The sequence below is a fragment of the Microbacterium schleiferi genome (assembly GCF_020781975.1).
Taxonomy (GTDB): Bacteria; Actinomycetota; Actinomycetes; order Actinomycetales; family Microbacteriaceae; genus Microbacterium.
Map to the genome: position 1 here is coordinate 60394 of NZ_JAJGNI010000005.1, position 11747 is coordinate 72140.

Consider the following 11747-nt stretch of genomic DNA (forward strand, 5'->3'; position numbering starts at 1 on the left):
TGCTAGCCAGGCAGTCTCCATGGCTGTTACTATACCAGTCAGACGGTATAGAAATTCTGACGGTGACATGATGACGACCCTGACCGAAGACATCCGCATCGCCGAAAGCGAGGGGCGTCCGGTGACCTGGCGTGGCTGGGCTGCGCTGGTGGTGCTGATGCTGCCCGTGCTGTTGATCTCGGTCGACAACACGGTGCTGAGTTTCGCACTGCCCGAGATCGCGCTCGCACTCGAACCCACCGCGGCGCAGCAGCTGTGGATCATCGATGCCTACCCGCTCGTGCTCGCCGGTCTGCTGGTGACGATGGGAACCCTGGGCGACCGGTTTGGTCGGCGGCGGATGCTGCTGATCGGCGCCACCGGATTCGCTACAGTGTCGGCGCTGTCTGCCTTCGCCCCCTCGGCGGAGTGGTTGATCGCGGGTCGTGCTGCCATGGGCCTGTTCGGTGCCATGATCATGCCGTCGACTCTGGCGCTGCTGCGCAGCATCTTCACCCTCCGCAATCAGCGACGCCTCGCGATCGCCATCTGGGCATCGATGTTCTCGGCCGGTGCGGCGCTCGGCCCGATCGTCGGGGGAGTCCTCCTGGAGCACTTCTCGTGGGGATCCGTGTTCCTCATGGCGGTACCCGTGCTCGTGCCGCTGCTGGTGCTCGCGCCGCTGCTGGTTCCCGAGAGCCGCAACCCGGATGCCGGACGCGTTGACGCCGTCAGTATCGTGCTGTCCATGGCGATGATGGTGCCGATCGTGTGGGCCATCAAGGAGTTCGCGGTCCACGGATTCTCACCGACGATTGTCGTCGCGACAGTTGCGGGCGCTGGTTTCGGCATCCTGTTCGTGCGGCGGCAGTTGCGCGCGCGCTCCCCGATGCTCGACATGCGGCTGTTCACGCGAGGCACCTTCAGCGGTGCTCTGCTGGTGAACCTGCTGAGTGTCATCTCGCTCGTCGGCTTCATGTTCTTCATCGCTCAGCATCTGCAACTGATCGTCGGCCTGTCGCCGGTGCAAGCGGGCTTCGCGCTCGTGCCGTCACTGGCGTCGGTCATCGTCTCCGGGCTTCTCGTCGTGCCCATTGCGTCGCGGATTCCACCGCGCATCGTGGTTCCCGCGGCGCTCATGTTCTCGATGAGCGGCTACCTCCTCGTCGCGGCGACAGCGGGGAGCGGTGACCTCGGCTGGCTCTTGCTGGCCAGTGTGCTGCTCGGCATCGGAATCGGTGCCGCCGAGACAGTGTCGAACGAGCTCGTCATGGCGAGCGCCCCGCCGAGCAAGGCGGGGGCGGCAGGCGCTGTCTCTGAGACGGCGTATGAGCTCGGCGCCGTGCTCGGAACCGCTGTGCTGGGCAGCATCCTCACCGCCTCGTACCGGTCGGGAATCGCGATCCCCGCGGGAGTGCCCACTGACCTCGCCGCGCAGGCGCGGGAAACGCTCGCCGGCGCCTACGTCACGGCGGGCGAGCTCGCTGCCCCCATCGCCGACGCGTTGCGTGCTGCCGCGGCAGCTGCCTTCGACTCGGGCGTTGCGGTCACTGCCGCGGTCGGGGCCGGTCTCGTGGTCCTGGCTGCCGTTATCGCGGCCACTACGCTGGGATCGGCGCCGTCATCTGTGAATCAGGCGGCGCGATCCGAGAACGAGGAGAGCAATGTCGCGCGAGGTGAAGCTAGCCGTCATCCCCGGTGATGGCATCGGTGTCGAGGTCGTCGCCGAGGCCATGAAGGTTCTGGATGCGGTGACCGCAGGCGGCGACATCCGGTTCACGAAGACCCCGTTTTCGCTGGGTGCCGCGCGTTACCTCGAGACCGGCGACACGCTCACGGATGCTGACCTCGAGGCCATAAAGCAGCACGATGCGATCGTGCTCGGCGCGGTGGGCGGCGTTCCGGGAGACGTTCGCCTGAAGGATGCGAACATCGAACGCGGACTGCTGCTCAAGCTGCGTTTCGAGCTCGACCACTACGTCAACCTGCGGCCCTCGAAGCTCTATCCTGGTGCGCCGGGCCCGCTCGCGAACCCCGGTGAGGTCGACTTCGTGGTCGTCCGCGAGGGCACAGAGGGTCCCTACGTCGGCAACGGCGGCGCGATCCGCAAGGGCACGCCGCACGAGGTCGCGAACGAGACATCCGTCAACACGGCCTTCGGTGTTGAGCGGGTCGTGCGCTACGCGTTCGCGTTGGCCGAACGGCGCCGCAAGAAGCTGACGCTCGTGCACAAGACCAACGTGCTCGTGCACGCCGGCGGAATCTGGCAGAGAATCGTGCGCGAGGTGGCAGAAGAGCACCCCGACGTCGCCGTAGACTATCTGCACGTCGATGCGGCAACCATCTTCCTGGTCACAAACCCTGACCGCTTCGACGTGATCGTCACCGACAACCTCTTCGGCGACATCCTCACCGACTTGGCCGGCGCCGTCACCGGAGGCATCGGCCTCGCCGCTTCGGGGAACATCAACCCCGACGGCGCGTTCCCCTCGATGTTCGAGCCCGTCCACGGATCGGCGCCCGACATCGCGGGTCAGCAGAAGGCCGACCCCACCGCCGCGATTCTGTCCATCGCAATGCTTCTCGACCACCTCGGGTTGCACGACGATTCCGCCCGCGTCACCCGCGCGGTGGAAGAGGACATTGCGTCCCGGGGCGAGGCCGCCCGCACCACAGCGCAGATCGGTGACGCGATCGTCGCCCGCCTTCAGGCGTAGCCTGGAGCCACTCGGCTCCTCGCTGTGCTGGGCGATTCCGACACCGCCGCGCTCGAACGACTGGATTTCGACATGACTCTTCTTGACACCGACCCCGACGCCGGCCTTGCGCCCCTGCAGTTCCAGGTGATGCGGAACCTGCAGGCAAAGACGGATGCCGAGCGCGAGGCGATTCTCGCCAACCCCGGTTTCGGTCAGCACTTCACCGACCACATGGTCGATGTCTGCTGGTCGGTCGGCGGCGGGTGGCACCGACCGCAGGTGAAACCCTACGGTCCGCTTTCGCTCGATCCGGCCGCAGCTGTGCTGCATTACGCGCAAGAGGTTTTCGAGGGCATCAAGGCCTACCGTCACGCCGACGGATCGATCTACACGTTCCGTCCCGACCAGAACGGTCGCCGCCTGCAGCGCTCGGCGCGGCGGCTGGCTCTTCCCGAGCTGCCGGTGTCGTACTTCATCCAGTCGCTCGAGGAGCTCATCGCGGTCGACGGCGCCTGGGTGCCCTCGGGCGAGAACCAGAGCCTCTACCTGCGCCCGTTCATGTTCGCCAAAGAGGCCTTCCTCGGCGTGCGTCCAGCCAACAAGGTCGGCTACTACGTCATCGCCAGCCCCGCGGGCGCCTACTTCAAGGGCGGTGTGACCCCCGTGTCGATCTGGCTCAGCGAGGACTACTCGCGGGCGGGCAAGGGCGGCACCGGGGCTGCCAAGACCGGAGGCAACTACGCGTCGAGTCTGCTGCCGCAGTCCGAGGCCTACGAGAACGAGTGCGACCAGGTGGTCTTCCTCGATCAGGACGGCAACGTCGAAGAGCTCGGCGGGATGAACATCGTCTTCGTCTTCAAGGACGGCACGGTCGTGACACCGCAGTCGGACTCGATCCTCGAGGGCGTCACACGCGACTCCATCCTGCAGCTGGCGGCCGACCGCGGCCTCCACGTGCAGGGTCGCAACATCTCGCTGCGCGAGTGGCGTGAGGGTGTGGCATCCGGTGACATCGTCGAGGTCTTCGCCTGCGGGACTGCCGCCGTCGTGACTCCCATCGGCGTGCTCAAGGGACGCGACTTCGTCGACCAGCAGCCCGTCGGCTCGCTCGCGCTCGAGCTGCGACAGGAGCTGACCGACATCCAGTACGGCCACGCCGAAGACCGCCACGGCTGGATGCACCGCCTCGACGCCCGCTCCCAGGCATGAGAATCGCGCGGTTCCGACACGAGGATGCGATCGCCTACGGCATCCTCGACGAGGGCGAGCTCGTGGTGCTCGCGGGTGACCCGATGTTCGCCGGCTACGAGACGACGGGGGAGCGCGTGCCGGTCGGCGAGGTCACGCTGCTCGCTCCGGTCATTCCGCGCTCGAAGGTCGTGTGCGTCGGTAAGAACTACCTCGATCACGCCGCGGAGATGGGGAGCGAGGCACCCGGCGAGCCGCTGCTGTTTCTGAAGCCCAACACGGCGGTGATCGGGCCGGACGAGCCGATCGTGCGCCCGTGGCAGTCGGAGCGCACGGACTACGAGGGGGAGCTCGCCGTTGTCATCGGCCGTATTGCGAAGAACGTGTCGGCGGATGCTGCGCTGGACCACGTCTTCGGATACACGATCGGCAACGACGTGACAGCGCGGGACCTGCAGCGTTCTGACGGCCAGTGGTCGCGTGCGAAGGGCTTCGACACCTTCTGCCCGCTCGGACCCGTGATCGAGACCGAGTTCGACCTCGCGGGCGGCGCGACACTGACCACACGCGTCAACGGCGAGGTCCGTCAGCGCGGCGCGATCACCGACATGATCCATTCGGTTCCGGCGATCATCGAGTATGTGTCGGCTGCGTTCACACTGCTGCCCGGGGACGTCATCCTCACTGGCACGCCGGCCGGTGTCGGCCCGTTCGTGTCCGGAGACGTCGTCGAGGTCGAGATCGATGGGCTCGGCATCCTGCGCAACACCGCGCGGGATGCGGAGCCGCGCCGGTGACACTGTCTGACGGCTGGGTCGACGATCGCCAGGAGGCGAGCGAACTCGCCGGCATCCAGCGTCGGACCGTCTGGGTGCTCTCGGCAGGCCAAGTGCTCGGCGGGCTCGGGTTTGGAGCGACAGTCTCCCTCGGTGCGGTGCTTGCCGCCGACATCGCCGGTGACGAGTCGCTCTCGGGGCTGGCTGCGGCGGGTGTGACCCTCGGCACCGCCGCGCTGGCGGTGCCGCTTGCTGCCCTCGCGCGTCGGCGCGGACGCCGTATCTCGCTGGCGTCGGGCATGGCGATCGCGCTCGTAGGCGTTTCGCTGGTCGTGGTGGCGGCGGCCGTTCGGTCGTTCCCGCTGCTTCTGCTGGCCTTCGGGCTCGTCGGAGCGGGTCAGACCGCGAACCTGCAGTCGCGATTCGCTGCCGCCGATCTCGCCACGGATGCCACGCGTGGCCGCGATCTGTCGATCGTCGTGTGGGCGACGACCATCGGCGCCGTGCTCGGACCGAATCTTGTGCAACCCGGCCAGGCGATCGGAGACGCCCTGGGGATGCCGCCCCTGACGGGACCGTACGTCTTCACGATCGTCGCGCAAGCGCTGAGCATCATTGTGTATCTGTTCGCTCTTCGGCCGGATCCGCTGCTGGTCGCGCAGACGGTGGCGCAGCGGCGTCGCGACCGGGTGGTCGAGCAGATCGTCAAGCCCGACCGTCCGGTGTCGGCTCGCTACGCGATCTTCGCGAATGCCGCCGCACACGGCGTCATGGTCTCGATCATGGCGATGACCCCGGTTCACATGCTCCATCACGGCGCGAGTCTGACCATCATCGGTCTGACGATCAGTCTGCACATCGCGGGGATGTACGCGCTCTCGCCGGTCTTCGGCATCCTGGCAGACCGCGTGGGCCGCATTCCGACGATCATGGTCGGTCAGGCGCTGCTCGCGGCATCCCTGGTGACGGTCTTCTTCGGCGCGGAGTCGAACACGGCGGTCACCGTCGCGCTCATTCTGCTCGGCCTGGGGTGGAGCGCTGCGACTGTGGCCGGATCGGCCCTCCTGACCGAATCGTCGTCGGAGGAGCGACGCACCACGCGTCAGGGGCGCAACGACCTCTCGATGAGCCTCGTCGGTGCCGTCGGTGCGATCACCTCGGGCGTCGTCCTCGGGTGGATCGGTTTCACGGGGCTCGCGCTGGTTGTCGGTGTCGCCGTGATCGCGACAGTGCTACTCGCGCCGTACGGCCGCATCCGTCAGGTCGCGTAGTCGTACCGAGGCGCAGGTGCAGCATCCGCGCCGGACTTAGACTTGATATCTATGCCCGGGACGCCGCATCCAGCCACCACGACCGCCACCGGATCCGACGTTCGGGTCCGCTTCTGCCCGTCGCCGACGGGTCTACCGCACGTTGGGCTGATGCGCACGGTGCTGTTCAACTGGGCCTACGCGCGGCACAACGGGGGAAAGCTCATCTTCCGCATCGAAGACACGGATGCCGCCCGGGACTCCGAAGAGAGCTACAACCAGCTGCTCGACGCGCTGCGGTGGCTCAGGATCGACTGGGATGAGGGCGTCGAGGTCGGCGGTCCCCACGCGCCCTACCGGCAGTCCCAGCGCCACGAGATCTACCGCGGCGTGCTCGACAAGCTCATCGATGCCGGCGTCGTGTACGAGAGCTATTCGACAGCCGAAGAGATCGACGCGCGCAACGAGGCGAACGGGCGTGCCAAGCAGCTCGGCTACGACAACTACGACCGCGACCTGACTGATGAGCAGAAGGCGGCTTTCCGCGCCGAGGGACGCGAGCCCGCGTGGCGCTTGCGCGTACCCGATCACGACCTCACCTACGTCGACCTCATCCGCGGCGAGGTCACCTTCCCGGCCGGTTCCTTCCCCGACTTCGTCATTGTGCGGGCCGGAGGCGTGCCCCTCTACACGTTCGTGAACCCGGTCGATGACGCTCTCATGGGCATCACTCACGTCATCCGTGGTGAAGACCTCATGCCCTCAACAGCACGCCAGCTTGCGCTCTATGACGCGCTCGTGACGGCGGGCGTCACCGCCTTCGTGCCCCGCTTCGGTCACATGCCGCTCGTGCTGGGGGAGGAGGGCAACAAGAAGCTCTCCAAGCGCGACCCGAAGGCAGACCTGTTCTTGCAGCGCGAGAAGGGCTTCATCCACGAGGGGTTGCTGAACTACCTCGCCCTGCTCGGCTGGTCGATTGCTCCCGACCGCGATGTCTTCTCGCTCGACGAGCTCGTCGCCGCGTTCGATATCGCCGACGTCAACCCGAACCCCGCTCGCTTCGATCAGAAGAAGGCAGAGTCGATCAACGGCGACCACATCCGGATGCTGGAAGCCGAAGACTTCGCTTCCCGTCTGATTCCGTACCTGGTCGCCGCCGGGGTCGTGTCGGATCCGCTGACTGACGCGCAGCAGGAGATGCTCGCGGCATCCGCCCCGCTCGTGCAGGAACGGATGCAGCTGCTCGGTGACGCTCCCGGGTTGCTCGGGTTCCTCTTCACGGATGCCGTCACCTACGAAGAAGACGCCCTCACGTCTCTGCCCGCCAACGCGGGTGAGGTGCTGGTGGCCGGTGTGGGTGCGATCGAGTTGATTCCCGAGGCGGAGTTCACTGCCGCCGCGATTCAGGAGTCCCTCGCTGCTGCGCTCATCGAGGGCCTCGGTCTCAAGCCGCGCGTCGCCTACGGACCGCTGCGGGTCGCACTCAGCGGCCGTCGCGTCTCGCCGCCGCTGTTCGAGTCCATGGAACTCTTGGGCAAGGATGCGTCGGTCCGCCGCTTCGGGGCACTCGTCGATCACCTAGCCGCGAGCTGAGACGCGCCGCTGCCGGGTCTGGTTTGGCGGGGCCTTTCGCGTCGTCTAGACTTGACCCTTGGCGCCCGTTCCGGCGGGAACCCTTGGGGTATGGTGTAATTGGCAACACGGCTGATTCTGGTTCAGTTGTTCTTGGTTCGAGTCCAGGTACCCCAGCAAGAGAAACCCGCGGAATCCCGCGGGTTTCGTCGTTTCTGATGACCCGCGCGTGCGACGCACCCCCGTCGAGGGCGCGCCGTCGCGAGCCCTCGGGGGCGCCTAGGCTGAGCCCGTGACAAGTCGTGAGTCGCAGGCGTGGGAGTGCCCGACGTGCGGCGACCGGCTACGGTACGAGATCCTCGACGATGAACGTTTCCTCGTCGCATGGTCGTGCGTCAGGTGCGGGCTCGTACGCACGACGGAACCCACCTAGGCCGATCGAACCGGACCGGAACGATCGGGCGCGCGGGGTCGACTCTCGCAGGCTGGATGTCGAAGGAGGCCCCATTGGACTGACCCCGTTTTGTAGGTCCAGTCGTTGTGTGAGTCGTCCTGTCGCCCGAGGGTTCGGGCAGGGAGACTGGTCAGATCATGACGAACAGCAGGAAGCGTCACACCCCGGAGCAGGTCGTCCGCAAGCTCGGGCAGGCCGACAGGATGCTCGCCGACGGCGCGGACGTCGCCGCGGTGTGTCGGGAGCTCGGCGTGTCCGAGCAGACGTACTACCGGTGGCGGAACCAGTACGGCGGCCTGAAGGCCGACGACGCGAAGCGTCTCAAGGAGCTCGAGAAGCAGAACGCCACTCTGAAGCGGCTGCTGGCCGAAGCGGAGCTGGAGAAGGCCGCGCTGAAGGAGTTGGCTGAGGGAAACTTCTAGGCCCGGGCAGGCGCCGCGCCGCCGTCGCTCACCTGATCAGGACACTGCAGGTGAGCGAGCGGATGGCGTGCCGTCTGGCCGGGCTGAGCAGGTCCGCGTACCGTCGCCCGCTCAAGGGCGACACGACCGCCGACCCGGACAGGGCGTTGCGGGACTGGCTGCGCGCGTACGCGAAGAAGCATCCGCGGTGGGGATACCGCAGGGCCTACCACGACGCTCGCGGCGAGGGGTGGGTCGTGAACCACAAGAAGATCCAGCGGCTCTGGCGCGAGGAAGGCCTCCGTGTCCCCCAGCGGCGGCGGCGCAAACGCGTCGGATCCTCGACCGTCGACGCCCCGGCAGCGGTCGCACCGAATCTCGTGTGGGCGGTGGACTTCCAGTTCGATGCCGACGAGCAGGGCCGCCCGATCAAGATCTGCTCCATCGTCGACGAGCACACCCGTGAGTGCATCGGAGGGCTTGTCGAGCGGTCGATCACCGCGGACCGACTCACTGCCCACCTCGAGGACCTCGTCGCCGTCCGCGGCGCGCCCGCGGTGCTCAGATCAGACAACGGGCCGGAGTTCATCAGCGACGCGATGGCCGACTGGGCCGGCACCCGCACCGGCCTGTTCTACATTCCGCCCGGCTCGCCCTGGCACAACGGGTACGTCGAGTCGTTCAACAGCAGGCTCCGCGACGAGTGCCTGAACATCAACAGCTTCTACTCGCTGCTGCACGCCCAGGTCGTGATCGGCGACTGGAAGACCGAGTACAACCATGACCGCCGGCACTCATCGCTCGGATACCTCGCACCGGTCGACTACGCTCGGCAATGCACCCATCAACTGGAAACCGACGACTCGCACAGCGACCGGACCGAATGAAGGGGGCGGCCCACCATGATCGCGGAACTCAATCGACTGATCGATGTCATCGACGACGATCTATCCGAAGACCTCGATGTCGCGTCGCTGGCGCGGGAGTCGGGCGTGACGGAGTACCACCTGCGGCGGATGTTCTCGTCTTTGGTCGGGATGCCACTGTCGGAGTACGTGCGGCGCCGGCGGATGACGGTGGCAGCTGCGGCGGTCGTCGCCGGTGACCCGCTGCTCGACATCGCGGTGCGGTTCGGGTACGGGTCGACCGAAGCCTTTGGTCGGGCGTTTCGCGCGGTCCACGGCTCGACGCCCGCCGAGGTGCGCGTGAGTGGCGGTCCCCTTCGTACGCAACCGAAACTCAGGCTCCGCCTGACCGTCGAAGGGAACACCACCATGGACACGCGCATCGCCGAACGCCCCGCGTTCCGTCTGGTCGGACACGCCGCTCGCGTGCCGCTCATCAACGAAGGAATCAATCCGCACATCCAGACGTACATCGCCGCACTGCCTGAGAGCGAACACGCCCGACTCAAGGGGCTCAGCAGCACCGAACCGAGCGGCTTGCTGCAGGTGAGTGACGGCGTCGATCCGGACTACCGGGAGGGAACCGAGCTCACCTACCTGCACGGCGTCGCACTGGATGCTGAGGCCCCCGTGCCCGACGATCTTGATGTGATCGAGGTCGAGGCAGGGGAGTGGGCGGTGTTCCGCACGTCAGGACCGTACCCCGCAGCGCTCCAGGAGGCCTACGCGGCCTCCGCGTCGGACTGGTTCCCCGCCAACCCCTGGCAGCTGCGTCCCGGTCCCTCGATCGTCGCCGTCCTCGAACGCGCCGACGACTTCAGTACCGCAACGACGGAGCTCTGGATGCCGATCGCACGCCGCTCATAGGTCACCTGCTCGGCGCCTACCGCATCGCGGTCAGCAGTCCTGCGGCATCCAGCTCGAACTCAGCGTCCAGCCTCAGCCGATCCAGGAATCCGCGGTCATGACTGACCACGATGATCGCCCCGCGGTAGGCGCCGAGCGCATCGATGAGTTGCTCCGTGGTCTGAAGGTCGAGGTTGTTGGTCGGTTCATCGAGCACGATCAGCTGAGGTGGCGGGTCGGTGAGGAGCACCTGCGCGAGCGCGACGCGAAAGCGCTCGCCGCCCGAGAGGGCTCCGACGGGCCGATCCACCATGGTGCCGCGTACGAGGAGCCGCGCGAGCCGGTTGCGAAGCTCAACTCGCGGAACGTGGGGGGCGACCCGTGTCACGTTCTCCATAACGGATGCAGCGTCGTCGAGGTTGTCGAGCCGTTGTGAGAGCTTGCCGATGCGGTGAACGTGCGCGACCGCCGCGGCCGTCCCGGGCGCCGCGGCCACGCCGGAAACGAGTCCCTCGAGCAGCGTGGTCTTGCCGACCCCGTTCTGTCCCGTAATCGCGATGCGCTCCGGTCCCTGGATGATGATCGTGCGCCCGTCGCTCCCCGTGAACTCGGCGATCCGCTTGCCTGGAGGGACGGCCGGGTCGGGAAGGTCGATGCTGAGGCGGTCGTCATCACGGATGCGTGACTCGGCCTCCTGCAACGAGCGCTGCGCCGACTGCATCCGATCATCGAGCAACGAGCGCTGCTTTCCTTGGGTCTTTTCGGCAGAGTTGCGTCGGTCATTGACGACGGCGCCGATGTACTTGCGGTTGGCGGCATCCTTCTTCCCCTGCCGCTGGCTGTGCGCGATACGCTCGGCTGCGGCGATGCGCTGCCGCTTCTCGACGCGCACCGCGTGCTCCGCGGAGCGTACCGCGCGCTCGGCCGCCTCCTGGTCCCGCGAGACCTGCTCTCGGAACGCGGAGTACGGACCGCCGTACAGCGTCAGCGAACCGGCCCGCAACTCAGCGGTGTGCTGCATCAGCTCGAGCAACTCGAGATCGTGACTGACGACGATCACCGGACCGCCCCATGCGCCGATGAGGTCGTGGACTCGCGTCCGTCCCTGGGCGTCGAGATTGTTCGTCGGCTCGTCAAGCAGCGCGATGTCGGCTCCACGCATCCGGATGCCGGCGAGCGCGGCGACTGTCGCTTCCCCGCCCGAGATCGTCGTGACGGGTCGGTTCAGGTCGTCGATGTCGACGCCCGCAGCGCTCAGGGTGGCGATCGCTCGCTCTTCGATGTCCCAATCCGGGCCGATCGTGTCGAACAGGGCGGGGTCGATCGCTCCCCGTTCGATCGCGGCTATCGCGTCCACGATCGAGCGGATGCCGAGAAGATCGACCAGCGTATGGCTAGGGTCGGCATCCCTCCGTTGCGGCAGATAGTCGACGACGCCAGCCGCCTGGACGGATCCCGACATCGGCCGGAGTTTCCCGGCGATCAGGCGCAGCAGCGTCGACTTGCCGACACCGTTGAGGCCGACCAGTCCCGTCGAGCCGGGTGGGAACGAACCCGACACGGCGTCGAGAACGCGGTGGCCGTCGGGCCAGCTGAATGTGAGGTCGTGCAGAACGACGGAAGGAATGGGGGCAGGCATGCGGAACTCCAGAACGTGTCGGTTCCTGACGAAGTCAG

General features: G+C 67.0%; 9 protein-coding genes and 1 tRNA gene. 9 read left to right on the plus strand and 1 reads right to left on the minus strand.

All coding sequences use genetic code 11. The annotated features are described in order from the left end of the window. Positions 1-70 precede the first annotated feature (70 nt). From LL236_RS07200 to LL236_RS07240, 9 genes are all read left to right on the plus strand, one after another. A complete protein-coding gene (locus LL236_RS07200; RefSeq protein WP_228178088.1) occupies positions 71-1681 on the plus strand; it encodes an MFS transporter in 1611 nt (536 codons plus the stop codon). Then, the gene (locus tag LL236_RS07205) at positions 1644-2696 is read left to right on the plus strand and encodes a 3-isopropylmalate dehydrogenase (protein ID WP_228178089.1); all 1053 of its coding nucleotides are present in this window, start codon (positions 1644-1646) and stop codon (positions 2694-2696) included. Before LL236_RS07200 ends, LL236_RS07205 begins: the two co-directional genes overlap by 38 nt. Before the next feature lie 72 nt (positions 2697-2768). Then, positions 2769-3887 carry a branched-chain amino acid aminotransferase gene (locus tag LL236_RS07210; RefSeq protein WP_228178230.1) on the plus strand — a complete coding sequence of 373 codons (1119 nt, stop codon included), beginning with the start codon at positions 2769-2771 and terminating at the stop codon, positions 3885-3887. After that, a complete protein-coding gene (locus tag LL236_RS07215) occupies positions 3884-4663 on the plus strand; it encodes a fumarylacetoacetate hydrolase family protein (protein ID WP_228178090.1) in 780 nt (259 codons plus the stop codon). The genes LL236_RS07210 and LL236_RS07215 overlap by 4 nt, the downstream gene beginning before the upstream one ends. A 2-nt stretch (positions 4664-4665) precedes the next feature. After that, a complete protein-coding gene (locus LL236_RS07220) occupies positions 4666-5913 on the plus strand; it encodes an MFS transporter (RefSeq protein ID WP_228178231.1) in 1248 nt (415 codons plus the stop codon). A 51-nt stretch (positions 5914-5964) separates the two neighbouring features. Next, positions 5965-7485, plus strand: a complete 1521-nt coding sequence (gltX, locus tag LL236_RS07225; RefSeq protein WP_228178091.1) for a glutamate--tRNA ligase — start codon at positions 5965-5967, stop codon at positions 7483-7485. A gap of 84 nt (positions 7486-7569) precedes the next feature. Next, positions 7570-7641 (plus strand) — tRNA-Gln (locus LL236_RS07230). A gap of 414 nt (positions 7642-8055) precedes the next feature. Then, a protein-coding gene (locus tag LL236_RS07235; RefSeq protein ID WP_228178092.1) for an IS3 family transposase occupies positions 8056-9206 on the plus strand; the annotation gives its coding sequence in 2 pieces (ribosomal slippage) (positions 8056-8326 and positions 8326-9206; 1152 coding nt in all). A gap of 15 nt (positions 9207-9221) precedes the next feature. Further along, positions 9222-10091 (plus strand): AraC family transcriptional regulator, encoded by an 870-nt coding sequence (locus tag LL236_RS07240; protein ID WP_228178093.1) that lies wholly within the window; start codon positions 9222-9224, stop codon positions 10089-10091. 16 nt (positions 10092-10107) lie between these two features. Here the strand turns inward: LL236_RS07240 and LL236_RS07245 are convergent, their stop codons facing one another. After that, entirely contained in the window at positions 10108-11709 is a 1602-nt protein-coding gene (locus tag LL236_RS07245) for an ABC-F family ATP-binding cassette domain-containing protein (protein WP_228178094.1), read from the minus strand. Between the last annotated feature and the right edge of the window lie 38 nt (positions 11710-11747).

Coding starts and splice junctions, on each gene's coding strand:
- LL236_RS07200 (WP_228178088.1), top strand. CDS start 71: ATGACGACCCTGACCGAAGACATCCGCATCGCCGAAAGCGAGGGGCGT.
- LL236_RS07205 (WP_228178089.1), top strand. CDS start 1,644: ATGTCGCGCGAGGTGAAGCTAGCCGTCATCCCCGGTGATGGCATCGGT.
- LL236_RS07210 (WP_228178230.1), top strand. CDS start 2,769: ATGACTCTTCTTGACACCGACCCCGACGCCGGCCTTGCGCCCCTGCAG.
- LL236_RS07215 (WP_228178090.1), top strand. CDS start 3,884: ATGAGAATCGCGCGGTTCCGACACGAGGATGCGATCGCCTACGGCATC.
- gltX (WP_228178091.1), top strand. CDS start 5,965: ATGCCCGGGACGCCGCATCCAGCCACCACGACCGCCACCGGATCCGAC.
- LL236_RS07240 (WP_228178093.1), top strand. CDS start 9,222: ATGATCGCGGAACTCAATCGACTGATCGATGTCATCGACGACGATCTA.
- LL236_RS07245 (WP_228178094.1), bottom strand. CDS start 11,709: ATGCCTGCCCCCATTCCTTCCGTCGTTCTGCACGACCTCACATTCAGC.